This window comes from Lichenifustis flavocetrariae, assembly GCF_026130545.1.
Classification (GTDB): domain Bacteria; phylum Pseudomonadota; class Alphaproteobacteria; order Rhizobiales; family Beijerinckiaceae; genus Lichenihabitans; species Lichenihabitans flavocetrariae.
Genome location: NZ_JAMOIM010000005.1, coordinates 217966 through 244055 on the forward strand (window position 1 = coordinate 217966; position 26090 = coordinate 244055).

The 26090-nt window shown below is 64.2% G+C and carries 20 protein-coding genes and 1 pseudogene; 13 read left to right on the forward strand and 8 right to left on the reverse strand.

All coding sequences use genetic code 11. From position 1 onward, the window contains the following. Positions 1 to 79 precede the first annotated feature (79 nt). From bcsA to M8523_RS10220, 4 genes are read left to right on the forward strand one after another with little or no spacing between them, the layout of a single operon-like run. On the forward strand, positions 80 to 2269 hold the full coding sequence (bcsA, locus tag M8523_RS10205; RefSeq protein ID WP_282584753.1) for a UDP-forming cellulose synthase catalytic subunit: 2190 nt from the start codon (positions 80 to 82) through the stop codon (positions 2267 to 2269). 28 nt (positions 2270 to 2297) lie between these two features. Next, entirely contained in the window at positions 2298 to 4556 is a 2259-nt protein-coding gene (locus M8523_RS10210; protein WP_282584754.1) for a cellulose biosynthesis cyclic di-GMP-binding regulatory protein BcsB, read from the forward strand. Further along, positions 4553 to 5668 carry a family 8 glycosyl hydrolase gene (locus M8523_RS10215; protein ID WP_282584755.1) on the forward strand — a complete coding sequence of 372 codons (1116 nt, stop codon included), beginning with the start codon at positions 4553 to 4555 and terminating at the stop codon, positions 5666 to 5668. Before M8523_RS10210 ends, M8523_RS10215 begins: the two co-directional genes overlap by 4 nt. Next, a complete protein-coding gene (locus tag M8523_RS10220) occupies positions 5659 to 7482 on the forward strand; it encodes a tetratricopeptide repeat protein (protein WP_282584756.1) in 1824 nt (607 codons plus the stop codon). The genes M8523_RS10215 and M8523_RS10220 overlap by 10 nt, the downstream gene beginning before the upstream one ends. Positions 7483 to 7531: 49 nt before the next feature. On the opposite strand, the gene mutM is transcribed toward M8523_RS10220, so the two are convergent. Beyond that, positions 7532 to 8413, reverse strand: a complete 882-nt coding sequence (gene mutM / locus M8523_RS10225; RefSeq protein WP_282584757.1) for a bifunctional DNA-formamidopyrimidine glycosylase/DNA-(apurinic or apyrimidinic site) lyase — start codon at positions 8411 to 8413, stop codon at positions 7532 to 7534. A gap of 90 nt (positions 8414 to 8503) precedes the next feature. Here mutM and ubiE point away from each other — a divergent pair, with 90 nt between their 5' ends. From ubiE to M8523_RS10240, 3 genes are all read left to right on the forward strand, one after another. Then, positions 8504 to 9283, forward strand: coding sequence for a bifunctional demethylmenaquinone methyltransferase/2-methoxy-6-polyprenyl-1,4-benzoquinol methylase UbiE (gene ubiE / locus M8523_RS10230; protein WP_282584758.1), 780 nt, complete (start codon positions 8504 to 8506; stop codon positions 9281 to 9283). Then, a complete protein-coding gene (gene ubiB / locus M8523_RS10235) occupies positions 9283 to 10851 on the forward strand; it encodes a 2-polyprenylphenol 6-hydroxylase (RefSeq protein ID WP_282584759.1) in 1569 nt (522 codons plus the stop codon). Before ubiE ends, ubiB begins: the two co-directional genes overlap by 1 nt. Positions 10852 to 10966: 115 nt before the next feature. Next, a complete protein-coding gene (locus M8523_RS10240) occupies positions 10967 to 12517 on the forward strand; it encodes a diguanylate cyclase domain-containing protein (RefSeq protein ID WP_282584760.1) in 1551 nt (516 codons plus the stop codon). 187 nt (positions 12518 to 12704) lie between these two features. Here the strand turns inward: M8523_RS10240 and M8523_RS10245 are convergent, their stop codons facing one another. Both M8523_RS10245 and M8523_RS10250 read right to left on the reverse strand, forming a co-directional pair. Next, positions 12705 to 13304 (reverse strand): NADPH-dependent F420 reductase, encoded by a 600-nt coding sequence (locus tag M8523_RS10245; RefSeq protein ID WP_282584761.1) that lies wholly within the window; start codon positions 13302 to 13304, stop codon positions 12705 to 12707. Between the two features lie 70 nt (positions 13305 to 13374). Next, a pseudogene (locus M8523_RS10250) lies at positions 13375 to 14109 on the reverse strand (SDR family NAD(P)-dependent oxidoreductase). 276 nt (positions 14110 to 14385) lie between these two features. Between M8523_RS10250 and M8523_RS10255 the strand changes: the two are divergent. The 5 genes from M8523_RS10255 to cysK all read left to right on the forward strand — a co-directional run bounded on the left by M8523_RS10255 (position 14386) and on the right by cysK (position 18756). After that, positions 14386 to 15282 carry a LysR family transcriptional regulator gene (locus tag M8523_RS10255; protein WP_282584762.1) on the forward strand — a complete coding sequence of 299 codons (897 nt, stop codon included), beginning with the start codon at positions 14386 to 14388 and terminating at the stop codon, positions 15280 to 15282. Positions 15283 to 15486: 204 nt separating this feature from the next. Further along, positions 15487 to 16761: a bifunctional phosphopantothenoylcysteine decarboxylase/phosphopantothenate--cysteine ligase CoaBC gene (gene coaBC, locus M8523_RS10260; RefSeq protein ID WP_282584763.1), complete on the forward strand. Its 1275-nt coding sequence runs from the start codon at positions 15487 to 15489 to the stop codon at positions 16759 to 16761. Then, complete coding sequence (gene dut / locus M8523_RS10265) at positions 16758 to 17231, forward strand: dUTP diphosphatase (protein ID WP_282584764.1); 474 nt, start codon at positions 16758 to 16760, stop codon at positions 17229 to 17231. Before coaBC ends, dut begins: the two co-directional genes overlap by 4 nt. A 4-nt stretch (positions 17232 to 17235) precedes the next feature. Further along, the gene (locus tag M8523_RS10270) at positions 17236 to 17679 is read left to right on the forward strand and encodes an RrF2 family transcriptional regulator (RefSeq protein WP_282584765.1); all 444 of its coding nucleotides are present in this window, start codon (positions 17236 to 17238) and stop codon (positions 17677 to 17679) included. Between the two features lie 69 nt (positions 17680 to 17748). Beyond that, positions 17749 to 18756: a cysteine synthase A gene (gene cysK / locus M8523_RS10275; protein ID WP_282584766.1), complete on the forward strand. Its 1008-nt coding sequence runs from the start codon at positions 17749 to 17751 to the stop codon at positions 18754 to 18756. A gap of 216 nt (positions 18757 to 18972) precedes the next feature. On the opposite strand, the gene M8523_RS10280 is transcribed toward cysK, so the two are convergent. Continuing rightward, positions 18973 to 19941, reverse strand: a complete 969-nt coding sequence (locus M8523_RS10280; protein WP_282584767.1) for a LysR family transcriptional regulator — start codon at positions 19939 to 19941, stop codon at positions 18973 to 18975. Between the two features lie 116 nt (positions 19942 to 20057). Between M8523_RS10280 and M8523_RS10285 the strand changes: the two genes are divergently transcribed. Then, positions 20058 to 21212, forward strand: coding sequence for an aromatic ring-hydroxylating oxygenase subunit alpha (locus M8523_RS10285; RefSeq protein ID WP_282584768.1), 1155 nt, complete (start codon positions 20058 to 20060; stop codon positions 21210 to 21212). Between the two features lie 58 nt (positions 21213 to 21270). Here the strand turns inward: M8523_RS10285 and M8523_RS10290 are convergent, their stop codons facing one another. The 4 genes from M8523_RS10290 to M8523_RS10305 all read right to left on the reverse strand — a co-directional run bounded on the left by M8523_RS10290 (position 21271) and on the right by M8523_RS10305 (position 25724). Beyond that, positions 21271 to 22089 (reverse strand): ABC transporter permease, encoded by an 819-nt coding sequence (locus M8523_RS10290; protein ID WP_282584769.1) that lies wholly within the window; start codon positions 22087 to 22089, stop codon positions 21271 to 21273. 39 nt (positions 22090 to 22128) lie between these two features. After that, positions 22129 to 23388 (reverse strand): ABC transporter permease, encoded by a 1260-nt coding sequence (locus M8523_RS10295; RefSeq protein WP_282584770.1) that lies wholly within the window; start codon positions 23386 to 23388, stop codon positions 22129 to 22131. Positions 23389 to 23503: 115 nt separating this feature from the next. After that, positions 23504 to 24559 (reverse strand): extracellular solute-binding protein, encoded by a 1056-nt coding sequence (locus M8523_RS10300; RefSeq protein WP_282584771.1) that lies wholly within the window; start codon positions 24557 to 24559, stop codon positions 23504 to 23506. 34 nt (positions 24560 to 24593) lie between these two features. Beyond that, entirely contained in the window at positions 24594 to 25724 is a 1131-nt protein-coding gene (locus M8523_RS10305) for an ABC transporter ATP-binding protein (protein WP_282584772.1), read from the reverse strand. Positions 25725 to 26090: the final 366 nt, after the last annotated feature.

Below are 26090 nucleotides of genomic sequence, written 5' to 3' on the forward strand. Positions count from 1 at the left end.
ACATCCTGTTGCACTGCATCTCAAAGAAAATCATATTTAGGGCATTGCCATACGCATGTCGATGGGCGTGGAGTTTTCGATGGTCTTTGCCGCAACTGCAGCGTGGGCGCTGCTGAGTGTTTTTGTCCTCATTGCCGCTGCCCTGCCAATTGGGGTGGAGGCGCAATTGGCCGTCGCGGTGGCCTGTCTCACCATCATGGCGGCAATCAAAATGACGGGCCTGCGTGGTCCGTTCAGGCCGGTTTTCCTGGGTCTCGGAACATTCGTGATCCTTCGCTACGTGTTCTGGCGTGCCACCAGCACCATCCCGTCGTTGGAATCGCCGCTCGACTTCGTGCCGGGGGTCCTCCTGGCCGTGGCGGAAGCCTACTGCGTCACGATGATGTTCCTCAGTCTCTTCACTGTGGCGCGTCCGACGGATCGTCCGCCTGCCCCACGTCTTTCGGCCGACGCGGCGCCCACGGTCGATGTCTTCGTTCCGTCCTACAATGAAAGCGTCGAAATCCTCGCCACCACCCTCGTCTCCGCCAAGGCGATGCACTACCCGGACGGCAAGCTGAAGATCTTCCTGTTGGACGATGGTGGCACCGACGAAAAGGTGGGTTCGGACGACCCCGATAAAGCCGCGGCCGCAATGGCCCGCCGCAAGAACCTCCAGGCGCTCTGCGCCGATCTCGGGGTCCAATATCTGACACGTGAGCAAAACACGCATGCCAAGGCCGGCAACCTCAACAACGGCCTCATCAACAGCGATGGCGAATTCGTCGTCATCTTCGATGCCGACCATGCGCCCGCGAAGGAATTCCTGAGAGAAACCGTCGGCTACTTCAGCACAGACGACCGGCTGTTCCTGGTCCAGACGCCGCATTTCTTCCTGAACCCGGATCCGATCGAGAAGAACCTGGGCGCACGCGGCATGCCAGCCGAGAACGAGATGTTCTACGGTCTCGTCCAGAAGGGTCTCGACACGTGGAACGCAGCCTTCTTCTGCGGTTCGGCGGCCGTGCTTCGCCGCCAAGCGCTGGAACAGGTCGGTGGCTTCCATGGCTCCTCCATCACCGAGGACGCCGAGACCGCGCTCGAGCTCCACTCCCGCCGCTGGAAGAGCCTCTACATCGACAAGCCGATGATCGCCGGTCTGCAGCCCGAGACCTTCGAGACGTTCATCGGTCAACGCTCGCGGTGGTGCCGCGGCATGGTCCAGATCCTGTTGCTCAAGAACCCGCTGCTGAAGGAGGGCCTCACCATTCCGCAGCGGCTCTGCTACCTGTCGAGCAGCATGTTCTGGTTGTTTCCCCTCTCGCGCATGGCGTTTATTTTCGCGCCCATGTTCTACATCTTCCTCAATCTGAAAATATATGTCGCCAATCAGCAGGAATTCTTCGCCTATACGATGACGTATATGATCTCGGCGATGATGATCCAGAGCTACATCTTCGGCCGTCTGCGCTGGCCCTGGGCTTCCGACGTCTACGAGTATATTCAGTCGGTTCACCTGTTCCGGGCTGTGCTGAGCGTCTTCGTCGATCCGCGCCGTCCGAAGTTCAACGTCACCGACAAGGGACTTTCGCTGAAGGAAAGCCGCCTTTCGGGCATGGCTCTCCCCTACGTGCTGATCTTCGGGCTCGTGACGCTCAGCATGGGCGTCATCGCCTTCCGCTACGCTCATGAACCCGCCTCCCGTGACATGCTGACCGTCGTCGGCGTCTGGACATTGCTCAACATGTTCCTGACCGGCATCGCACTCGGCGCCGTCTCGGAATTCCGCGAGCGGCGGACAACCCCGCGTGTCGAAACCAAGCACAAGGCGGTGCTGAGCTTCGGCCAGCAGTCCATCCCGGTGCTGATCGAGGACATGTCCTATGGCGGTCTGCGGGTGCGGGTCCTGGATCAGACCCCCCTCCCGGTGAAAGCCCTGGGAACCGTGACCATGACGCATCCGCTCGATCCGGAGGCCGTACTCACGGTGCCGGTCGCGACAGCCGGACGGCGCGCCTTCGAGAATGGACGCGGCACCGGACTCAAGTTCTACGGTGTGACGCCTGACCGCTTCCGCATGCTGGCCGAGGTTGTGTTCTCCGACATCGGTCGCGTGCACCAGACGCGCAGCAGCGCCTACAAGCTCTACGGCGTTGGATTGGGGACCGCCTTCTTCGTCTTCACCTGTCTCAAGCAGATCGGCCGCGGCTGCTACTACGTGGCGTTCCGACGTGAACGGCAGGTCACCGGCTCGAGCCCGGAACAATCGGCCGAGCGCAACCCCGCCTGATTTCACTTCTGTCCGAACGGATCCTCCCATGCTTCACCATCGCTTCCCAAGTTGGCTGCGGTTCGGCACGGTCGCGGCCTGTGTCTCGGCCCCGATCTGCCTGACGGCCACCCAGGCCCCGGCTGAAGGCCTCGCGCCGATCCTCCAGCGCCCGGCCGACGCATCAGTGCTCAAGCGCATGCCGGCCAGCCGCGACCTTATGACCTTCCGGGGTGAGAACAGTAGCGCAGCTTGGCCGGTCTTCCTGAACCGCAACGAAGCCGCCCAAATCACGACCCTGCAACTGGGCCTTCTCAACACGGTTTCGGCGCTGCCCGAAGGCTCGGTCCTCAAGGTCGCGATCAACGGTCGCCCCTTGAGCTCGCTCCCAATCAAGAGCCCCGACAGGATGACCCCCGTTGCGGTCAAGATCCCGACCGGCGTTCTGGTCCCCGGCTTCAACGCCGTCCAGGTCGACGTGACAATGACCCATCGCGTCGACTGTTCCGTCAAGGCCACGTTCGAGCTCTGGACATCGCTTGACCCCGCCCAGACGGGCTTCGTTCTTCCCCGCCAGATGCAGGCCGCAGGCAAGAGCTTGGATGACCTCGCCGGAGAGCCGCTCGCGGCCGAAGGCACGACCCGTATCCACGTACGGCTTGCCGGTGACCCGGACCCTGTGCTCCTCAGCCGGGCCGGCGACCTCGTCGGGGCGCTCGCCGCACGGGCGCATCTGCTTCGCCCGGTTGTCGATGTGGGACCTGAGCCGGGCAACGGACCGGGCTTCGACATCGTCATGGATGGCAGCGACGCGGCCGCGGACCGGCGCGTCGGCCAGGAGGCCGGCCTGACCCTTGAGCGCGATCCCGCGTCGAACCGTCTGACCGTGGTGGCCAACGCGACGGACGAAACGGGGTTCAGCGCGACGATCGAAGCTCTGCGTCGCTCCAGCGATCGGCCAGCCGAGGGATCCGCGCAAGGTCTTCAGGCACTTGCGACGCAATCGGCCGGTGTCGCGGTCGATGACCGCAGCATCAGCTTTGCCGATCTTGGCATCCACAGCGTGACATTCACGGGGCGTCATTTGACCCGCACCTTGGGTGTGACCCTGCCGCGGGATTTCTATCCCAGTAACTACGGAATGGCCCGTCTCTACATCGACGGCGCTCGGGCGGAGGGCCTGGCACCTTCTTCGGCCCTCGTGTTTCGGGTGAACGGCGCGCTGGTGTCGAGCCTTCCGCTCGGTGCCGGCTCGCCGGACCACTTCGACCACGCCCTCCTCAACCTGCCGCTCAAATTCTTCAGACCGGGCTACAATGCCATCGAAATCGAAGGCACGACCCCGACGGCAAGCGATGAACAATGCACGGTGTCGTCCGCCTCGACCCAGCCGCGGCTGACGATCGCCGACACGTCGGAACTCGTCATGCCGCATCTGGCCCGGATGCAGACCGCGCCGCAGATCGCCGCAATGCTGGAGAACGATCGCGAACAGGACGGCGATCGCGACATCTACCTGACCAGCGGCGATCCGGCGGCGGCCGGTGTTGGCCTCACCCTGGTGGCCAATATGGCGACCCAGGATGGCGCCGGACGCATCCGCTTCAACCTTGACCAGCCGGTGGCCTCCGACAAGCCGGGAATCGTGATCGGGGCGTCTGCCAGCCTGCCGGAGATGTTGGCGAGGCCTCTGCGCAGCGAGTTCAAACGCGCTGACGTGACCGACGACAGCACCGTCGGGGAACCGGCCGGCTCCTTGGGACGTGGCAAGACGCAGGTCTCGACCCCTCTCGAGGCCCTCCACGCGACAGCCATGGGTGGCTCCGCCTGGTTGCGACGCAACGGCTTCTTCTTCTCGGGCCTCGAAGACAATCACGTGATCTTGCCGGTGCACGACGACAGCCTGCTGCTGGCGGACGTGACCACCCAGGACGACAGCCGCCGGATAGCCGGGATCGAGCTGCCGCGCTTTTCGGATCGCCAGGATCGGTGGCTGGTTGTGACAGGCTCCTCGACCGACGCTATCGCTAGCGCCAATGCGGCCCTGATCGCCAACAATCACTGGCGCGACCTGGCCGGCGAAGCGGTGGCCTACGATCCCAAGGCGGACGGGCTCAAGCGGGTCGAGCCGACGCAGTTGAGCTACGTCATTCCGAGGACGGTCGCGCTGACGGACGTGCAGCCGATCCTCGGCGGGATCGTTTCGAGCAACATCCTGCTCAGCGTCTCGGTGTTGATGGTGCTCCTCTGCCTGCTCGGCCTTTCGACCCACACGCTTCTCAACATCCTCGGGAAACGGTCGCGATGACCCGCTGCGGCCTGCTTGCGCTCCTGATGGGGTCGGCGATTATCCTCGGCGGCCAGGTGCAAGCTCGTGCGAGCGGCGCCCCCGCCGCCGATCAGACAGAATCGTCGGAAGCAACGGATCGCCTCGTGCAACAGGCTCAGCAATCCTGGTTCGAGGCCGAATGGAAGGAGTGGAAAGCCCGTTTCGTAAGCCCGGACGGGCGCGTCGTGGACAATGGCAACAACGACGCGTCACACAGCGAGGGTCAGGGCTACGGCCTGCTGCTTGCCGCATTCGCCAAGGACCGACAGGGCTTCGAGCAGATCTGGGGCTGGACCGATACACATCTGTTCGTCCGCCCCGATGGCCTCGCGGCATGGCGCTGGGATGAAAAGGCCAAGGCGGTCGCCGATCGCAACAATGCCACCGATGGGGATCTCCTGATGGCTTGGGGCCTTGCACGGGCGTCCGCCGCCTTCGGGGTACCGGCCTACCGGGAACGCGCCAGGACGATTGCGCTCGCGGTCGGCAGGACAATGATCATCGATACGCCTGCCGGTCCGACACTGCTGCCGGGCGGTTTCGGGTTCCGGGCCGGAGACCAGCCCGACGGGCCGATCGTCAACCCGTCCTATTTCGTGTTTCCGGCCTTCGACGCGCTCATCGCCGTTGCGCCGGAGATCGAATGGGCCCGCATCAAGGCGGCGGGTTTGAAGATCATCACCGAAAGCCGGTTCGGCCCCCAGCGCCTGCCGGCCGACTGGGTGTCGCTCGCCGGGAAAACGCCGCAGCCCGCACGGAATTTTCCGCCGACCTTCGGCTACGACGCAATCCGTATTCCGCTCTATCTCGCCTGGAGCGGACTGTCGGAAGCGCAAGCCAGTCGCTTTTCCACATTGGGGTCCGGACAGCACGGCGGCAGTCCTTTCGTCATCGATCTGAAAAGCGGAGCCTCGCTCCGGCCGATCGACGGCGCGGGCGTTCGCATGATCGTCGCCCTCTCACGCTGCCTCGCGAAAGACGAACCTCTTCCCCAAGCGCTCATCGCGCAGCGCGACACCTTCTATTATCCCGCAACGCTCCGACTGTTGACGATGGCTCTCATCGAGGAAAGGTATCCCGAATGTCTCTGAAGCACGTCCTCCTGGCTGGCGTCGTGATGACGGCATCGGCCTTTGCGGCCCGCGCAGACGATGCGCCATCGTCAGCGAAGGCCGCCGATCTGTTCGCCGCCCCGAAAGCTGTCGCGGCTCCGGTGCAGAGGCCCCAACAGGCTTCCCAGAGCCCCTTTATCTTGGAGCTCGCCAAGCCCGCCTCAACCGAAACGGCCGGTGCGCCGAAACAGGCCAGCAAGGAGGTCGACACCAGCGCGCTGCGTTACTATGCCTCGCAGAACGATCTGACCCGTGTCGCCGCGGAAATCCGCCTGCTGCGGAGCCAGCACCCCAATTGGGAACCGCCGCAAGATCTGTTTACCGATTCCCGCAGCATGATCGACGAACAGCCCCTGTGGGATCTTTTCGCCAAGCATGATCTGGCCGGTCTGCACGCCGCAATGGATGCCGAACGGCAGAAAAACCCCGACTGGCAGCCATCGGCAGATCTCGCCACCAAAATCCAACTTGCCGAGGCGCATGACCAATTGGTCGCCGCCTCAAATGCAAAGCAGTGGGGCGATGTCCTGGACGTCGCGTCGAACAATCGTGGGCTCCTGGTTTGCGGCGATGTCGATGCGTTGTGGCGCACCGCGGAAGCCCTGAAGCAGACGGGTGACGAGGCCCGCGCTTCGGACGCCTATCGCTATGTTCTGACCAGCTGTGACAATCCGGCCGAGCGGCTTGCGACGATGCAGAAGGCGAGCGCCGTGCTGACGGCGCCTGGCGCGGTCGACGGGCTTATGGCGCTGGGGCGTCGCGGGCGCGATGGCCGCAATGAATTCGACGTCCTTCGCTTCGACGCGGTGCGGACGCGGATCGGCGACGCTGCGGCCGGCAAGGCTGGCGCCTCTTTGACACCCGCCGAGGTCGACCAGCTCGCCAGCTATGCCAATTCGTCCCGCTCGGCGCCCGACGCGCAGCTGCTCGGCTGGTACCAGTACAGCCGCAAGGCTTTCCCGGAGGCCGAGACATGGTTCCGATCGGCCCTGGCCATCAAGGCCGACCCGAAGTCGAGCGAAGGATTGGCGCTGACATTGCGGGAGGAAGGCAAGCTGGCCGAGGCGCTCGACCTTGCGATGAGCAGCCGTGATCTGGCGCCCGATAACCGGAAGGCCTTCATCCAGGTCATGTCGGGCCTGCTGACCGCTACGACACCTCCGGTGACGCCGAAGCCCGACCAGATCGCGGCCTTCGTGACCGCTGTCGACACGGCGAAGGACGCGGTCGGGGCGCAGGCCTACGGCTGGTCGCTCATGAAGGCCAAGCAGGTCGCTGCGGCGGAAACCTGGTTCCAGAAGTCAATGTCCTGGCAACCCAGCCAGGATGCGGCGATCGGCGTGATGGTTTCGGCCAAGCAATTGAAGGACGAGCGCACCGTCGCGACCCTGATGACCACCTACAAGACCCAGTATCCGCGACTGGCCGAGCTCGAAGAGGCCATGCGACCCAGACCAACCGCAAAACGGGTCCGCGTGGCCAAGGGCGGACACGCGCCACGGTCCTCCGGTTCAGGCGGCGAGGGTTGGGACGCCAACGCGACCGCGATCGTGGATACCTACAAGTCGGGTAACTACGATCAGGCGCTTGCGATGATGGATGCGCGGCGCGGTACGAAATCGGCCGAACCGCACGGCCTCGCGATCATCCGAGGCTGGGCCCAATATCACAAGGGCGATTGGGAAGGGGCGCAGCGCACGTTCGAGATGGCCCAACAGAAGTCGCCTGGCAATGACTCGGAGACGGGGCTCAGGATCATCCGCCAGGGCTACTTGCCGCCCCAATTCCGCTAGCCGAAATACCCATTTCGTCAGAAAGCGAAGGGAAGAGGCATTGAGACGCTCAGTGCTGGCAGGCGCCACAGAAGAAGGTCGAGCGCCCGCCTTGCACGATGCGGCCGATGAGGCCCCCGCATCCAGCCGTGCCGCAGGGGGCGCCTTCCCGGTCGTAAGCGCGAAACGTGTGTTGAAACGTCCCGAGCGTCTGGTCGGGACGACGATAATCCCGCAGCGTCGAGCCGCCGGCCGCCACGGCCTCTTCGAGCACCTCGCGAATGGCGGTCGCCAGTCTCTCGGCCCGCTGGGTGGGCCGACCGTCGGCCCGAACGATCGAACCGGCCGCTCGACGCGGTGACAAGCCGGCGCGATGCAGAGCCTCGCAGACATAGATGTTGCCGAGGCCGGCGATCAGCGTCTGGTCGAGCAGCGCGGCCTTGAGTGGGGTGGCTTTGCCTTTCATGAGGCGCGCCAAGGCCGCGCCGCCGAACTCCTCGCTCAAAGGTTCAAGCCCGATCGCGCGGAACAGCGGGTGATTGGGCAGCTCGCCGGATGCGATCAGCGTCATGAACCCGAACCGGCGCGGGTCGTTGTAAGTCACGCGCGTGCCGTCCCCGAGATGCAGGATCACATGGTCATGCACGCCGGCCGCAGCGCGGGCATGGTAATAGCCGCCCGGCGTCGCGACAGCCGTATCACGCTCGATTCGGAATGACCCCGTCATGCCGAGATGCATGGCGAGCACGCTGTCATCGTCGAGCGAGGCGAGAAGGTATTTGGCACGCCGGTCGAGACGTTGCACGGTGCGGCCGGTGAGCCGCTCGGCAAATCGTTCCGGAAACGGGAACCGCAGGTTCGCGCGATTTTGATCGACGGCAGCGATTCGTGCACCCGTCAGGGTGGGCGCAAGGCCGCGCATCACGGTTTCGACTTCGGGAAGTTCGGGCATGGGGTCTTATAAGCCCGAAGAGCCTCGGGTGCACCGTTTGAATTGACCTTCCGATCCTCTATGGTCCGGCGCCGAAACCAGGACGGATCAATGCCTTCCAAACAACCATCCGAGACCGATGCGGACGATATGACCCATTTCGGCTACGCCGATGTGGCTTTGGGCGAAAAGCAGCGTCTGGTCGATGACGTGTTCCACAAAGTCGCGGAACGTTACGACATCATGAACGATCTGATGTCGGGCGGTCTGCACCGGATGTGGAAGAATGTCCTGGTCGCCATGGTGAAACCGTCGCGGGTGCGGGCCTTCCGGCATCTCGACGTGGCCGGAGGAACGGGCGATGTCGCGTTCCGGGTCGCGGCCGCCGGCGGACCGCGCACCGAGATCACGGTTCTCGACATCAATCCCGATATGCTGGCTGTGGGCGAGGCGCGCGCTGCCAAACGTCGGCATCCGGGCAACCTCGAATTCGTGACCGGCAACGCCGAGGACCTGCCACTGCCGGACGGCCAATTCGACTGCTACACGATCGCTTTCGGCATACGTAACGTGCCCCGCATCGATCTGGCGCTGGCCGAGGCCCATCGCGTCCTGAAACGTGGCGGCCATTTTCTCTGCCTGGAATTCTCCGATGTGGACGTGCCGGGCCTCGACCGCATCTATGACCTTTTCTCATTCAAGGTGATTCCTCAGATCGGCCGTGCGGTGACGGGCGACGGCGAGCCCTACCGCTACCTCGTCGAATCGATCCGCAAGTTTCCAACCGCTGATCATTTCGCCGACCTCATTGCCGACGCGGGATTCCACAATGTCTCGTTCACGCGGCTGAGTGGCGGAATCGTTGCGATCCACTCCGCCTGGAAGCTTTGATGCTTCTCGGCTTGGTCAACCTCGGCCACCTCGGACGTTTGGCGCGCGCCGGCTTCGTTCTGGCCCGCGAAGGCGTATTTTCCGGCATCGATCCGCGCATGGTGCCGGTCGAGGCGCGCCTGCCGCTCGCGGTCGCACGCTTGATCGCACGGCGGAACGTCGCTGGAGGAATGACGCGGCTTCCGGCGGCCGTCACCCAGCTTGGCCCTTCCTACATCAAGCTCGGTCAGTTCCTGGCCACCCGGCCCGATATCGTGGGTCCTGTCGCGGTCAAGGAACTCGAGTCCCTCCGCGACCGTGTCGCACCATTTCCCCAAGCCGTGGCGGTTGCCACGATCGAAGCGGCTTTCGACAAACCGCTCGCACAGCTGTTTTCCGAATTTTCTCCGGCGGTCGCCGCGGCCTCGATCGCGCAGGTGCATCGGGCCCGAGTCGCCTCGGATGGTCGCGAGGTGGCCGTCAAAGTCGCGCGTCCGGGCGTCGCGCGCCTGTTCCGGCGCGACCTGTCGGACATGTACTTTGCCGCCCGGATCGCCGAGCGCTGGCTGCCCGACGCCCGACGCTTGAAGCCCGTCGATGTGGTCGACACGTTGGCGCGATCGGTCACGATGGAGATGGATTTCCGCATCGAGGCGGCCGCGGCGTCAGAATTTGCCGAAAATGCCGAGAACGATTTCGATTTCCGGGTGCCGGCCATCGACTGGACCCTGACCGCTAAGGACGTTCTGACCCTTGATTGGGTCGCGGGCACTTCCCTGTCCGACGTGGCGGGACTTCAGGCGCGCGGCGTGGACCTGCCGGACGTCGGGCGCATCGTGGTGCAGAGCTTTCTGCGCCATGCGGTACGAGACGGCTTCTTTCATGCCGACATGCACCAGGGCAATCTCTTCGTCGACCCGGACGGCAGGCTTGTCGCCGTCGACTTCGGCATCATGGGCCGACTCGATAGGAAGGAACGTCGTTTTCTGGCCGAGATCCTGTACGGTTTCATCACGCGCAATTACGAGCGGGTGGCCGAAGTGCATATCGAGGCCGGCTATGTCCCGCGGACGCACCGGGTCGCCGATTTCGCGCAGGCCATCCGGGCGATCGGTGAGCCGATCCATTCGCGCACCGCCGACCAGATTTCGATGGCGAAGCTCCTGACCCTGCTCTTCGAGATCACAGCCCTCTTCGACATGCGAACCCGGACCGAACTGGTCATGTTGCAGAAGACCATGGTGGTGGTCGAAGGCGTCGCCCGTTCGCTGGATCCCAAGCTCAATCTCTGGGCCACCTCCGAGCCGGTCGTGCGGACCTGGATCGAAGAAAACCTCGGTCCGGCAGCCAAGCTCCAGGATCTCGGCGGAAGCCTGCAGTCGCTCTATCATGCGGCCGTGGCGCTCCCAGAACTCATGACGCGAGGCGAGCGGATCGTCTCGCAACTCGAGGATGCCGCTGAGAATGGCCTCGGCCTGTCCGGAGAAACGGTCGAAGGCCTTGCGAGCGCTCAAATGCGCCGGATCCGCTGGCTGACGTTGGCGCTCTGGATTATTGCATTTGTCATGATTTTTCGGACTGTTCTGTAACGATATGGATCTACTTTGCCGAAGAAGAGATGGAGTCCTGCTGGGCTTTCGTCTATCACTTAACGGTTGCGCAAGGCCGTGTTTCTAGTCTTTCCTTGGTTTGAAGGACACGAATGTGACGGCTTCTATTTCAGCGTTCAGTTTTCCGTTGTCCCTCGCATGCGTGCTGGCCACTGCCGCGTCGGTTACAGCCTTTGCCCTGCATTGGATGCGCGAGCATCCACAAGGTCTCGACCGGGATGATGATCAACTCTACAGATCTCTCGTCGAATGCTGCCCTGACGTCATTATGCAGTTCGACAACGACTTGCTCTGTACCTATGCGTCACCGGCGGCGGCACGGATGTTTGGCCGGCCCCCTGGCGAGTTGTTCGGCAGCGTCATGGGCGATCAGCTGACACCGGAAGACCGTGCGTCCCTCGCCGCCGCGGCTGCGCGGACACGCGAGGGCCGGGACGGAGCTGAGGCGATCTTCAGGACCACCCGGCAGACGGGCGAATTGCTGTGGGTCGAGGCGCGCTTCAGCCTTCTCACCGGCGACGCCGGGCTCATCGCGGTTCTCCGCGATGTCTCGAACCGCAAAACCGCGGAATTGGCGTTGCGGGTCGCCAATGCGGAGCTGAACAAGTTGGCCGGGAGCGACGCTTTAACGGATCTCGCCAACCGGCGGCGCTTCGACCAGGCTCTGAACAATGAATGCCGCCGCGCTTCCAGACACAACACCTGCGTGTCCCTGATCCTCATCGACATCGATAGCTTCAAATCCTTCAACGATCGTCATGGGCATCAGGCTGGCGACGCGTGCTTGATAAGGGTCGCGACGGCGGCCCGCGCCGCGCTGACGCGACCGTCCGACATGGCGGCACGCTTTGCCGGCGACGAGTTCGCCGTGATGCTGCCGGGTTGCGACAGCGAAGCCGCCGCGCTCATGGCGGAGACGGTCCGCAAGGCTGTCCAGGATTTCGGCATCCCGCACAAGGGCAATGCCGGAGGCGGCGTCGTCACCGTGAGTATCGGCTGCGCCACGGTGGTCCCGACGCGGGAGAACCTCGAGACGGTCGGTGCCCTCCTGATCGCCGAAACGGATCGCGCACTTTACGACGCGAAGCGGCTGGGGCGGAACGGCGTCATGACCACGAAGACCCGCGCGGCGTGGTCGCCTTTGATCGGCGATGAACGGCGCCTCGCTCTGGTCGCCGCTTACCGGCAGGCTGGACTTTTCCTGCCCTCGTCAGGCCTGAACCGTATCGCCCGTATGGCCACAGTCCTTCTCGGCATGCCGGTCGCCTTCGTGGCCTTGCTGGACCACAACGATGTGGAGGTGATCGGCCAACACGGCCCGGAAGAGGTGCCGGACGGCATCTCACACCTCTTCTGCTCCCAGGTGATCGGTGGGCGAAGTCCCCTGGTGGTCCCCGATGCCGCGCTCGATCCGCGCTTCCGGGACGAAGGACGGCAGCATGGATTTGGCTTCATCGCCGCCGCCCCGCTTCTGGCCGGCGAGGATCTGCAGCATGTCGGAGCGCTCTGGGTCGCGGACCGTCACGCTCGGCCGGCGCTCGACGAGCCCAAGCGTGTGCTCCTCGCCCATTTGGCTAGCCTCGCGGTGGAGGACCTCGAAGCGCGCCGCCGCCAGGCGGACGAGCGAAACAGCCGCGTCGCCTGAGCGGCTTCAAGCCGAGCGTCAGTTTCGATTTTCAGGATGGGAATGGTGCCAGACGCTAAATGCCGTTTGGCTGGAAGGCGACGTCGAAGCCCTCGCCGCTTCCGGACCTTGGTTTATGACTTGGCCCGCTTGGACTGTCACAGACGGGCCCGGCAAGCAGCACCTCTGACGGTGAACAGCAAATCCGTTACTGCTCCTTCTTGAACAGGTCCTGGAAGATCAGCTTGCCCCACGTGCGGCCGCGCGCGTGCACCAGAGCGCCACCCTCATTGAGCTTTCCGAGCTTGATGGGTGCGAACCCGAGTTGTTTGGCCAAGGCCGCCACGGGACCGATCGCATCCTCGTCGTCGCTCGATAGAAACACCACCCGGTGGCCGCCCTCGACGACCGGATCGGCCGCGAGGGTGGCCGCAGCCAGGTGATTGAACCCTTTGACGAGCTTGGCGCCGTTGAACGCTTTCGCGACGACGGCTGAGGACGGAATACCCTCCAGCTCCTCAGGGACTGGAAACAGGTTCATCGCGTCGATGACGGTCTTGCCGTCCCAACTCGGCAAAGCCTTCGCGACATCCCGATGCGACTCGTAACGGACCGCCAAAAAGATGACGTCGGCCTTGACGGCTTCCGCCAGTGTTTTTGCAGTGACCTTAGGCCCGATCGCGGCCGCATCGGCTGCAAAGCTTTCCGGGTCGCGCGTAGTTGCCACGAACACCTCTATGCCCTTGCGGGCAAACGCCTTGGCAAGAGCCTGGCCGATCTTGCCGAAACCGATAATTGCGTAGCTCATAACTTTGTCTTTCAGTTTGCCGCGCCCGATGGCGCTCCGATCAATCGAATGAGGTGCCTGGCGCCGCGCGTCAGAGCTGTGCCAGGCCGCCGTCGACCGCGACCTCGCTGGCGGTCATGAAGCTGCTGTCCGGCGACGCGAGAAAGGCAGCCACGGCCCCGATCTCCGCCGGGTCGGCCATGCGCTGGAGCGGCGTCATCGAGGCGAAGACCTTCTGGCCCTCCTCGCCGAGCGCTTCCTTCGCGAGTTCGGTCGCGGTCGCGCCGGGCGACAGCACGTTGACCCGGATGCCTGTGCCCTTGAGGTCTTCCGCCCAGGTCCGAGCGAGGTTGCGCACGGCCGCCTTGCTGGCGCTGTAGGCAGTGAATCCAGGGGCGCCCGTGGTGCCGGCGCTCGACCCGGTCAGGATGATCGAACCGCCTTTGCCCATCAGCGGCAACGCCTTCTAAACCGTGAAGATCGTCCCCTTCACATTGGTGTCGAAGGTTTCGTCAATGTGCCTGCCGGTGATTTGGCCCAACGGAAGCGGGCTTCCCGCCCCGGCATTGGCGAAGACGATGTCGAGGGTTCCGCGCTCCGCCTTCACGGCGGCGTAGAGTCGGTCGAGGTCGGCCTCATCCGAGACCGAGCCTTTCACCGCGCGGGCTTTGGGCCCGAGCTCGGCCACGGCGGCGTCGAGCGCTTCCTGTCGACGGCCGAAGATGAAGACGAAGGCACCCTCCTCGATAAAGCGCTTTGCTGCGGCGCGGCCGATGCCGGTGGCACCGCCCGTGACGACAGCAACCTTACCTTCAAGCTTTCCCATGACTTCTCCTTCCAGGCTTCCGCTTCGGGTCGTTCGGGGACGCCCCGGTCACCTCAAAGTAGGTCCGCCGGAGTCAGGCGCTGAGTGCGGATGCGCGCACATCGGTGGTGCGAAAACGATCCGGTGCGACGACTGACGGCACCCGCAACGATCGGTGCCCGCCGTTCGGAACTGGGCCGCACCCATCGTGCATAAGCTGGAACGGCCGTTCGTATCGCTCTACGATGCGTTGAATACGAGGTTCGGCAGGCGCAAAGCGCGGCGCAAGATTGCACCATGATCGACTGGGACGACGTTCGCTACTTTCTTGCCGTCGCACGCGAAGGCTCGGTGCGGGCTGCCGCCGGGCGCCTCGGGGTGAACCACGCGACCGTGCTGCGACGCATCGCTCAGCTCGAGGAACGCCTCGGGGCGCAGATGTTCGAAAAGCTGCCCGCGGGCTATCGCCTGACGGCCGCTGGCGAGGAGGTCCTCGATCTCGCGAAACAGATGGAAGCGTCGTCGCACCAGCTGGAAACGCGCGTCCTCGGTCGCGACCAGAGCGTGCGAGGGCTTCTGCGGGTGACGCTGACGCCGCCTCTCGCGACCCACCTGCTCATGCCGGACTTCGCCGATTTCGCGCGCCTGCATCCGGACATCGAGATGGAAATCTTGTCGTCCGGTGAGCTGGCAAATCTGACCAACCGGGAGGCCGATGTCGCGATCCGCGTCGTTTACGACCGCAAAACCCTACCGCTGAACCTTCACGGCTTGAAGGGACCGGAGCTGTTCGGCGGCGTCTACATAGGTCGCGATCGACTAGAAGCGTGGCGTGCCGGCGCGCCCGATCCCATCCGGTGGATTGTCATCAGCATGCATGGAATTCCGGATTGGGCCAGCGAGGGTGAGGTCCGCACGACGGGCGTTCCATTCAGGACCACGGACGCCGACGCGCAGATCGTTGCTGTGCGGCAAGGCCTCGGGATCACGACACTGCCGTGCTTCATTGGCGATGCCGACCCCCTTCTCGCGAGGGTGCCGGGTACCGACCTGCACATGTACGGAACGGTCTGGCTTCTCACACAGGGCGAGACACGCAAGACGAAGCGCGTGCGGCTCTTCACCGAATTCGTATCAAACAGGCTCGCCGTCTACGCGCAGCTTCTCGCGGGCCAGTCCGTACAACGAGACTGACGGGTGGCAGGTCGCAGGCGACGCCTGAAGTGAGAAAGTGCTTGCAAGCGGACATCCCGAGCGTCGCATCCTCCATAAAACACACAAATTCAAACCGATCCGCTGCCACTATCAACGATGATTTGACCTCCAGGCCAGGACCGCTATGACGAAGCGGGAGCACGGGCGGTTCGGCCGCCCACTCTGCGTCCGCGACGGTGCAGCATGGCCGAACAGAGCTTGGCGGGCAAAAGGATCCTGCTTGTGATTGGCGGCGGGATCGCGGCCTACAAGGCGCTCGATCTCATTCGCCGGCTGCGCGAACGCGGTGCCGTTGTTCGTGCTGTCATGACCACCGCTGCCAAAGCCTTCGTGACACCGTTGTCGGTGGCCAGCCTCACCGGCACCCCTGTTCATGACGAGCTGTTCTCACTGACCGCCGAGTCTGAGATGGGGCACATCGAGTTGTCGCGCGCCGCCGATCTCGTGATCGTCGCGCCCGCCACCGCGAACCTCATGGCCCGGATGGCGCACGGACTCGCCGACGATCTGGCCTCGACGTTGCTGCTCGCGACCGACAAACGGACCCTGATCGCGCCCGCCATGAATCTGCGCATGTGGCTGCATCCGGCCACGGGCCGGAACCTCGACACGCTGCGCCGGGATGGGGTTCTGGTGGTGGGTCCGGACGATGGATCGATGGCATGCGGCGAATACGGCCCGGGCCGAATGGCGGAGCCGCTGGCCATCGTGGCGGCGGCCGAACAAGCGCTCCAAAGCGACACGCGTTTGCGCCTCCCGCAGGCCGTCGCGGCCTTGCAGCCGGGTGCCACCGGACCTCTCACAGGGCGGCACGTTCTGATCACATCCGGGCCGACGCATGAGCCCATCGATCCGGTGCGCTACATCGCCAATCGCTCGTCCGGCAAGCAGGGTCACGCCATCGCGGAGGCCGCGATCGAGGCTGGCGCGACCGTGACGCTCGTCTCCGGACCCGTTTCCCTGCCGGACCCGGCTGGCGCCCGCATCATCCGGGTCGAGACCGCACGCGAGATGCTCGATGCCGTCGAGCATGCCCTGCCGGCCGACCTCTTTGTCGCGACGGCCGCGGTGGCCGATTGGCGGCCGTCGCGACAAAACGACAGCAAGTTGAAGAAGCACTCTGACGGGGAGCCCCTCGCGCTCTCCCTCATCGAGAACCCGGACATTCTCGCCACGGTCGGCCGCAGCGCCTCGGCCCGGCCTCGACTGGTGATCGGCTTTGCGGCCGAGACCGACCGACTTCTCGAACACGCAACCGCCAAGCTCGACCGCAAGGGCTGCGACATGATCGTGGCCAACGATGTCGGGCCGACCACCGGCGTGATGGGAGGCGACCGCAACACTGTCCATCTTGTCACGCGCGCCGGAATCGAAAGCTGGCCAACCCTCTCCAAGATCGATGTCGCGCGGCGCCTGATCGCGCGCTGCGCCGAAACCCTCACCGGAATCTTGCCGTGACCCCCACATCCGTCTTCATCCGCCGTCTCGACCATGCCGCCGACCTGCCGCTGCCGAGCTATCAAACCACAGGCGCCGCGGGTGTCGATCTCGTGGCGGCGCTGCCGGCGAACACCACCCTCGTCCTCGAACCGGGGGCGCGCGACATCGTGCCGACCGGGTTGAGCCTGTCTTTGCCGTCGGGTTGGGAAGCACAGGTGCGGCCGCGCTCCGGCCTCGCGCTCAACCATGGCGTGACGGTTCTCAATGCCCCTGGAACGATCGACAGCGACTATCGCGGGGAGATCCAGGTGGTGCTGATCAACCACGGCAGCGAACCCTTCATGATCCACCGCGGCAGCCGGATCGCCCAGATGGTGCTCGCGCGCTACGAGCGTGTGACCTGGTCCGAACAGGCGAGCCTCGACATGACGCAACGTGGTGCCGGTGCCTTCGGTTCGACCGGGCTCGATATTGCAGGAACGCCTTGAGCCGATGGTTCCCCGGCGCATTCTGCTGGCGCTCGCCATCGTGGTCGATGTGGCGCTCCATGCGCGCGGACAGCCGGTCGCTGCCAAGGCGCTCGCGGAGCGTCACCACCTCACCCCCCGCCATCTCGAACCGCTCCTGCAGCGGCTCGTGCGGACGGGTGTCCTGAAAGGCACGCGCGGACCTCGCGGCGGCTATGAACTGGCCCGTGAGCGACGGCGGATCAGCGCCGGCGAGATCATGCGCGTGCTTCTGAAGGACGCGGAAGAGAGCCAGCCTCCCCCCAGGACGTCGGGCTTGCTCGAAGACGTGATCGCACCGGCTCTTGCGGGTGCGACGGAATCCTTTTTGAACAGGTTGGACGAGTTGACGGTTGAGGACCTTTGCCGACGGGCCGGAGACAAGCGGATTCTTTCCGCAAGTGCGACCACCGACGAGTTTCACATCTGATCCAGCCGTCGTATATAAATTCGCTAGACGGACCTGACGGTCCCGACCGCAAATCCCAGGGAGAACCCCATGTCATTGGCCCATATTCGATCCGACGAAAGCGCCGCGAATGACGACACCGCCCAGCGCAAGCCGGGACGCGGCAGGATCTATGACTCGATCACGGCGACGATCGGCGACACGCCGCTGGTTCGCTTCTCGCGCATCGCGAAGGAGAAGAACGTCAAGGCCGAATTGCTGGGCAAGCTCGAATTCTTCAACCCGATCTCCAGCGTCAAGGACCGGATCGGCGTCAACATGATCGACGGGCTTGAGAAGGCCGGCCGCATCTCGCCCGGCCGCACCACGCTGATCGAGCCGACCTCGGGCAATACCGGCATCGCTCTCGCGTTCGTGGCCGCCGCCCGGGGCTACAAGCTGAAGCTCGTGATGCCCGAATCCATGTCGGTCGAGCGGCGCAAGATGCTGGCCCTCCTGGGTGCGGATCTGGTGCTGACCCCCGCGGCCCAAGGCATGAAGGGTGCCATCGCCAAAGCCAACGAACTGCTGGCCGAGGATCCCGAGGCGGTGATCCCGCAGCAGTTTGAAAACCCGGATAATCCGGCCATCCACCGCCGCACGACCGCGGAGGAGATCTGGAACGACACCAACGGGCAAGTTGACGTGTTCGTCTCCGGCGTCGGGACCGGCGGCACCATCACGGGCGTCGGACAGGTTTTAAAGAGCCGAAATCCTGCCCTGCGGGTTGTGGCGGTGGAGCCTGAGGATTCGCCGGTTCTGTCGGGCGGCCAGCCGGGGCCGCACAAGATCCAGGGGATCGGAGCCGGCTTCGTGCCCGCGGTGCTCGACCGCGCCGTGATCGACGAAGTCGTGACCGTGAGCAATCAGACGTCGTTCGACACCGCCCGGCTTCTTGCACGGATCGAGGGAACACCGGTCGGAATCTCATCGGGCGCGGCCGTGGCGGCGGCCATCGAGGTCGGCAGCCGGCCTGAAATGGAAGGCAAGCGGATCGTGATCATCATCCCGTCCTTCGCCGAGCGCTACCTCTCGACCGCGCTGTTCGACGGGCTCTGAGGAGCCACCGTTCATCGAGCATCGGACTGGAGATCCGTTCGGCATCTCCAGCTCCATCGCTCGTCATATGACTAGGCGCAAGCGACACCGCATTGAGGGACGCGCAAGGTCCGGCATCCTTCGATGCGAATTCTTCACCGCCCCCACCTAGACCCCTACAAGAAGAAGGGCGCGCACGAGGCAAATCGCCGGCGACATGAAGCACAATGTTCCTCGTTATAGGCCTAGGCTTATTGGCTTGTTGGCGAGGCTCTTGCGGGCCCGAGACCCGACATCACCACAGGTTTCCGAGAAGTAGGCCGTGGCGTGGTCGGTAAATTGCCGCAAGATCTGTCCGGGATGGGCGACGTCACGCGAAGCGAGCACAATGCGGAGCGGGCGAACGTCGTCGCTGATGGTGAGGGTTTTCACCTCACGACCATCGTAGGTCAGGGAGGACGGTGGTCGCATCACCAGCAGCGTGAAGCCGAAACCCGCCGCAACTGCGCTCCGCACAGCTTCGAGAGAGGACGACACATAAGACATGGCTGGTGCGAGGCCATGTTCGGCGAGCAGTTCCTCGAAGTAGGCGCGGCTCCCAGGCCCTTCGAGCATCACGTAGCGCTCATCTCGCAAGTCCGCCAAGGCGATCGATTGGCCCTTCGCAAGAGGATGATCGGCGGCCAGCACCACCATGGGCCGAAGCTCGGCGAGCGTCGCGACTGCCAAGCCGTCCAGTGCGGCCCCGCGATCGTAGGTCACGGCGACATCGATCGAACCGGTCCGGGCCGCCTCCGGGAGTTCGGCAAGCGACATCTCTCGTGGCTGGACCACGACACCGGGGGCCGCAACCGCAAAGCCGCGGATCAGGCCGGCGGAATAGAAGGGCGACAATGTTGCAAAGATTCCAAGGCGGATCTCGCCTGCGGTCTCGGCCGCCAGCGCCGCCGCTTCGCGCTGCACCTGCTCGGCCTGCTGTTCGAGCCGCGTGGCGTGCTGGAGGAAGATGCGGCCCTGCATGGTCAACGTCAGACCGCGCGCATGGTGCCGGTCGAACAGCACCAGTCCCGTCACGTCCTCGAGCTTCTCGATAGCCTGCGCCACAGAGGGCTGGGAGATGTTGAGCACACGGGCCGCCTGAGCGATTCCGCCGTGCGTCGCCACGGTCCGAAAATAGGTACACTGGCGAAGTGTGAAGCGAAGCATATCGTTGCTGGTCTCATGCAAGGTTATTTGAGTTTTGCGCTTTCTTGAATTTGGCTCAGTCTTCGCCCAGCCGCTCGTTCCAAACATAGCGGCACCGATGCCGAGAGAGGACCCTGATGTCGCCTGCTCAACCAAGCGCCGAATTGCTCGAAGCGGCGCAACGGCCCTTTCCCGACGCCAAAGCCATGCCACCGAGCGTGTACACGAGCACCGCGTTTCTGGCGCGGGAGATCGAGACGATCTTCTCCAAGGAATGGATGTGCGTCGGCCGGTCGAGCAGCCTGGCTCAACCCGGTGACTATCTCACCTATGAGCTCGCGGGCCAGCCCGTGATGGTGTTGCGCGATCAAGCGGGCGCTCTTCGCGCCTTCTCGAACGTGTGCCTGCACCGCATGTCGACGCTGATCGAGGGCACGGGCAACAAGCGCGCGATCGTCTGCCCCTACCATGCCTGGACCTATGGGCTCGACGGCCGGCTCCGCGGTGCGCCGTTCATGACGGCGACCACCGGGTTCTGCAAGGACGACTACGTGCTGCCGTCGATCCGCTGCGAGGAGTGGCTCGGCTGGATCTATATCACGCTCGACCGGGAACGCCCGAGCGTTTCCACGACCCTCGCACCCGTGGCCGACATGGTGTCGGACTACGGGATGGAGAACTACGTCGAGTGCTTCCGAGAGACCCACGTGTGGGACACCAACTGGAAGGTGCTGGCCGAGAATTTCATGGAGAGTTACCACCTCCCGGTGTGCCATGCCGACACGGTGGGCGGGCATTCCAAGCTGTCCGAGATGGAGTGCCCCCCCGGCCTCGCGGCCTTCAACTATCATTGGATCACCAAGGAGGCGTCGCTGCCAATCGGCAACGCGCACCCCTCCAACACCCGGCTCGAGGGCCGCTGGCGCAAGACGACGGCCTTGCTCGCCCTTTATCCGAGCCACCTGATCACCCTCACGCCCGGTTATTTTTGGTACCTCTCGCTTCACCCAAAGGGCACCGGCCAGGTCGCCATGATCTTTGGCGGCGGCCTGTCGCCCGAGTTCATGGCCGATCCGCGCGCCGACGAATATGTGGCGACACTGAAGACACTTCTCGATGACGTGAACGTCGAGGATCGCGGCTGCACCGAGAAGGTGTTCCGCGGCCTCAACGCCGCCACGGCGCGGGCAGGTCACCTGTCCTACCTTGAGCGTCCGATCTACGATTTCATGCATTACCTGGCCGACCGCACCACCGGCTTCGACCGTTCCTTTGCGCTCGCCGCGGAATAGTTGCGCCACGGTCGAGGCGTCCTTCTGCCCCGGCGGAGAACGGGCGCCTCGCAATCCGCTATCGGGCGGGAGCTCCGGAGCGGCCCTGCAGCCAGCCGATCAGGAGGAACAGGACCACGGCAAAGACCGTCAATAGCCCGGCCATGGCCAGGATGCCCGGGTTGATCTGGTCGCGGATGCCGGCCCACATCTGGCGCGGGATTGTGCGCTGCTCCGTGCCGCCGATGAACAGGATCACCACGACCTCGTCGAACGAGGTCGCAAAGGCGAAGATACTGCCCGTTGCGACGCCCGGCAGGATCTGGGGCAGCATCACCCGCCGGAACACCTCCCACGGTGTTGCCCCAAGGCTCGCGGCCGCACGCGACAGGGTCGTGTCGAAGGCCATGAGACGCGCCGTCACCGTGATGACCACGAAGGGCGTGCCGAGCGCCGCATGGGCCAGGATGACCCCGCTATGCGTGTTGGTCAGGCCGAGGGGCGCGAAAACGAGGTAGAGGCTCACCGCGACGACGACGATCGGGATGATCATCGGCGCGATCAGGATCGGCACGATCACGCCACGCAGCGGGAAGCTCGGGCGACTGATGCCGATCGCCGCCAGCGTGCCCAACGCAGTCGCGATCGCCGTAGCGCTGAGCCCGATCACGAAGCTGTTGAGAATAGCCATCCGCCATTCGGGCGATCCGAGAACGAGCTCGTACCAGCCGAGCGTCAGACCGGTCAGCGGGTAGGAGAAGTAGCTGCTCTGGTTGAACGAGAGTGGAACGATGATGAGGATCGGCGCGACCAGAAAGACCAGCACGGCGGCAGAGAACACCCGAACGCCGCGATGCGCGATCCGCTCGGACAGGACGGCGGTGGTCTCAGTGCTCATGATCGCCGCCCGGACGTGATTGTTTGATGGTTTCCCATGTCATCCGAGCCGCAGCCGGTCGATGCCGACCAGGCGGTTGAACACCACGTAGACAGCGAGCGTGAAGACCACGAGGTAGACCGACAGCGCCCCCGCCAGCCCCCAATTCAACTGACGATCCATCTGCAGCGCCACGAGCTGGCTGATCATCTCGTCGCCTGCGCCGCCGAGAAGCGCCGGCGTGATGTAGTAGCCGAGCGCCAGCACGAAGACCAGGAATGCACCCGTCCCGATGCCGGGCAGTGTCAAGGGCACGTAGATGCGCAGGAACGCGAGGGCCGGATGAGCCCCGAGCGACACCGCCGCGCGTTGGTAGGCCGGCGAGATGCCCCGCATCACCGCGTAGTTGGCGAGGATCATGAAGGGAAGTAGCACGTGGGTCATGCCAATCAGCACGCCCGTGCGATTGAACATCAACGCCATGGGTGCCGTCGTCAGACCGCTGCGTATCAGAAGGGCGTTGAAGACGCCATTCGGCTGCAGGAGCACGTACCACGCCGTGGTCCGCACCAGCAGCGAGGTCCAGAACGGCACTATGACGAAGATCATCAGGAAATTGCTTTGCCGTGCCGGCAGCGTGGCCAGCAAAAAGGCGACCGGGTAGCCGAGCACGAGGCAGATCAAGGCCACGGAGGCGCTGATCGCGAAGGTCCGCACGAACGCGCCGACGTAGATGGCCTGCGAGGGTTCGACGGGCTCGATCGCTCCGCTAACACCGACCCTGTGATCCATCGCGGTCAACAGGAAATCGGGCGTCCAGCGGTGGGCGGCCCGTCCAAGGAGCCGCCATGTTTCGGGTTCGCCCCAGCGCCGGTCGATCCGGAGCAGAGCCTCGTCGGCCTGCTCGCCCTCGGCGATCGGCATTTGCCGCACCGTCTTCAACAGCAGCGAGCGGAAGCCCGGCTCATAGGTGTTGAGCCGTCGGGCCGCAGACGCAAGCGTTCCCCCGTCCTGCGCGGCCTGCAGGTCGGCCGCCAGGGCCTCGAACGTTTGCCGCGACGGCAAGGCCGGCGGTCCCGGCCATCTGGCCAGCAGAGCGGCAGTTTTCGGCACGGCGTTCGCCACCTCGTCGGTCTTGACGCTCATGATCAAGAGCTTGCCGATCGGCACAATGAAGGTCATCGCAAGAAAGATCAGCAGCGGAACGGCGAGCAGGAACGCCCGCATGGACTCGCGTCGTTGCGCGGCCCGGTAGCCGGCCCGCGGATCAACCGTCCGGCTCCTTACGCCATCAAGTGCGGTTGCCTCCCTGGCGCTCATGCTGACAAACCGTGCATCCCCTGGTCAACCAATGGTGGGCGTCGCGATGCCGCGACGTCCGGTCAGTGTCATGGCCCAACAGGCAGCGCTCGGCGAACCGGGCCGCCACCCGCCACTATTGGCTCAGCCACGTCGTGAAACGATTGTTGATGCTGTCGAAATTGTCCGCCCAGAACTGCGCGTCGATCTGCAGCCCGTTCTTGAAGTTGTCTGGAGCGAGCGGCAGGTAGGGCAGCACGGCCTTGTCGACCTGAGGCACGGCCGACTTTCGCGGTGGCGCATAGGCGATGTAATTTGACAGCTTCCAGATCGTGTCGGGCCCCGACGCGTAGCTGACGAACTGCTTGGCCGCGTCAGTGTCCTTCGCGCCCTTCGGAATGGCCCACCACTCGTAATCGTAGACCTGCCCATCCCACACGATCGCAAAGGGACGCTTGTCCTGCTGCTGTGCGACCCGGATGCGGCCGTTGTAGGCCATTGTCATTGAGACGGCTCCGTCGGCAAGGAGCTGGGCCGCCTGGGCGCCTGCGTCCCAGAAGACCACCTGGCTCTTGATGGTCGACAGCTTTTTGAAGGCGCGGTCGAGCCCTTCCGGCGTGCCTAGAACCTTGTAGACGTCCTTGACCGGCACACCGTCCGCGATCAGCGCCCACTCGAGCGCGACCTTTGGACTCTTGCGCATGCCGCGCTTGCCCGGGAACTTGGTGACGTCGAAGAAGTCGCCGATCGTGGTGGGCGCGGTCGTCAAACGGGTCGTATCGTAGGCGTAAATGGTCGACCAGACCATTGACGCAACCGCACATGGCAAGACCGCGCCAGGGATGAAATCGGACGTGTCGCCGAGCAGCTTCGGATCGAGCTTTTGCAGGAGACCCTCGTCGCAGCCCGCGATGGCGTCGTTCGTCTCCATGTCGATCAGGTCCCATGTCGTGTTGCCGGCCTCGACCATGCCGCGCAGCTTGGCGAGACCGCCATCGTAGTCTTCCTTGACGATGTTGGTCCCTGTCTTGGCCGTAAAGGGTACAAAGAAAGCCTTGTCGACGGCACTTTCGAAACTGCCGCCGAAGGTCACGACCGTCAACGTGTCGGCCGCAACGGCCGGTGCCGCGAGCGCCATAACGCCCGTCGCCATCAGAAGCATGCGGCGGCTCGATTTAAGGACATTGAACATTTGCGACCTCCTCGAAACTGGTGAACACAGGTTGTCAGGCACCGTCCGCTGCAACAATCTTGCAGTCGTCGGGGCTCCAGGACATTGTCGCGACCATCCCGGGCTGAGGCGGCGCCATAGCGGTCTTATTCGGGACCTTGATGACGAAGCCGGCACGGTCCGCCGCCGTCAAGTGCAATCGCCAATGGTCCCCGCAGTAGATCACCTCGTCGATGCTTCCACGGAGATGGTTGTTTTCACCCCCTGTCTCGTCGTCGAGCGATACATTCTCAGGACGCAGCGCGAGAGTCGCCGCCGTGCCGATCGCCACCCCTTCGCCCGCGCGGCCTCGGATCGACAGCTCGGGCGTCAGCGCGAGGGTGGCGAAGCGCGCGTCGCGGGCCGTCACCGTGCCGGGCAGACCGTTGTTCTCGCCAATGAAGTTGGCCACGAAGGCGTTAGCCGGATCCTCGTAGAGAATTTTCGGCGTTGCGATCTGCTGGATTCGGCCGTGGTGGAACACCGCGACACGGTCCGACATCGTCAGGGCTTCGGACTGATCATGGGTCACATACACCACCGTGACACCCAAGCGCTCATGGATGCGCTTGATCTCGTACTGCATGGTTTCGCGCAGGTTCTTGTCGAGCGCTCCGAGCGGCTCGTCCATCAAAACAAGCTTGGGTTCGAAGACCAGCGCCCGGGCTAGGGCCACACGCTGCTGCTGTCCACCAGATAGCTGGGCCGGACGGCGCCCGGCCACATGCACAAGCTCGATCATGCCGAGCGCCCGCTCGACGCGGCTGCGCTGCTCGGATTTCGGCACCCGCCGGACAGACAAGGGAAAGGCAATGTTTTCGGCCACCGTCATGTTCGGGAACAGCGCGTAGTTTTGAAACACCATGCCGATGTTGCGTCGGTGCGGCGGCGTCTCGTTCAACCGACTCTGGCCGAGGTAGACCGTGCCGCCGCTCGGCGCTTCGAAGCCTGCGAGCATCATGAGAGTCGTGGTCTTGCCCGACCCCGACGGCCCGAGAAGTGAGAGAAATTCCCCTTCCTGGATCGTGAAATTGAGGTTCCGGGTGACGAAGGTCTCCCCATCATAGGTCTTGTCGATGTTCGAGAACGTCACGAGCGGCTTGGAAGCCGGGAGCCGTTGGTCCACTGACGCTTGCCCGCCAGCCATCAATGACGCCTGAAGCCGCGCTGCCCGGCGAAGGGCGGAACGAACCCGGCCCGGCCACACGTGCGACGGATCACGGGGCGAGAGGGCCAGGGCGATGCGGGCGGTTCGGTTGCACTCATCGAAACGCCCCTGGCTGCGGAAGTTCGGCTGGCACCGCCCATGGCGGACCCAGGCCACTAAACAAACCTCGACGGATCACGGTCAAGTCCAGCTTTTATGGTGCTCGACCTCGGATATTCCGAAGCTGGCGTCCGAGCGCCGGGATGCTCCGAAAGGGTGCAGGATCAGCAGGCGATTGTTGAGATGCTGGGCGACAAGCCTATGTTTTAAACGCAAGACGCCGTTGGCCCTTTCGAAGATCTCAGC

Coding starts and splice junctions, on each gene's coding strand:
- bcsA (WP_282584753.1), top strand. CDS start 80: ATGGTCTTTGCCGCAACTGCAGCGTGGGCGCTGCTGAGTGTTTTTGTC.
- M8523_RS10210 (WP_282584754.1), top strand. CDS start 2,298: ATGCTTCACCATCGCTTCCCAAGTTGGCTGCGGTTCGGCACGGTCGCG.
- M8523_RS10215 (WP_282584755.1), top strand. CDS start 4,553: ATGACCCGCTGCGGCCTGCTTGCGCTCCTGATGGGGTCGGCGATTATC.
- M8523_RS10220 (WP_282584756.1), top strand. CDS start 5,659: ATGTCTCTGAAGCACGTCCTCCTGGCTGGCGTCGTGATGACGGCATCG.
- mutM (WP_282584757.1), bottom strand. CDS start 8,413: ATGCCCGAACTTCCCGAAGTCGAAACCGTGATGCGCGGCCTTGCGCCC.
- ubiE (WP_282584758.1), top strand. CDS start 8,504: ATGCCTTCCAAACAACCATCCGAGACCGATGCGGACGATATGACCCAT.
- ubiB (WP_282584759.1), top strand. CDS start 9,283: ATGCTTCTCGGCTTGGTCAACCTCGGCCACCTCGGACGTTTGGCGCGC.
- M8523_RS10245 (WP_282584761.1), bottom strand. CDS start 13,304: ATGAGCTACGCAATTATCGGTTTCGGCAAGATCGGCCAGGCTCTTGCC.
- M8523_RS10255 (WP_282584762.1), top strand. CDS start 14,386: ATGATCGACTGGGACGACGTTCGCTACTTTCTTGCCGTCGCACGCGAA.
- coaBC (WP_282584763.1), top strand. CDS start 15,487: ATGGCCGAACAGAGCTTGGCGGGCAAAAGGATCCTGCTTGTGATTGGC.
- M8523_RS10270 (WP_282584765.1), top strand. CDS start 17,236: ATGGTTCCCCGGCGCATTCTGCTGGCGCTCGCCATCGTGGTCGATGTG.
- cysK (WP_282584766.1), top strand. CDS start 17,749: ATGTCATTGGCCCATATTCGATCCGACGAAAGCGCCGCGAATGACGAC.
- M8523_RS10280 (WP_282584767.1), bottom strand. CDS start 19,941: ATGCTTCGCTTCACACTTCGCCAGTGTACCTATTTTCGGACCGTGGCG.
- M8523_RS10285 (WP_282584768.1), top strand. CDS start 20,058: ATGTCGCCTGCTCAACCAAGCGCCGAATTGCTCGAAGCGGCGCAACGG.
- M8523_RS10290 (WP_282584769.1), bottom strand. CDS start 22,089: ATGAGCACTGAGACCACCGCCGTCCTGTCCGAGCGGATCGCGCATCGC.
- M8523_RS10295 (WP_282584770.1), bottom strand. CDS start 23,388: ATGAGCGCCAGGGAGGCAACCGCACTTGATGGCGTAAGGAGCCGGACG.
- M8523_RS10300 (WP_282584771.1), bottom strand. CDS start 24,559: ATGTTCAATGTCCTTAAATCGAGCCGCCGCATGCTTCTGATGGCGACG.
- M8523_RS10305 (WP_282584772.1), bottom strand. CDS start 25,724: ATGGCTGGCGGGCAAGCGTCAGTGGACCAACGGCTCCCGGCTTCCAAG.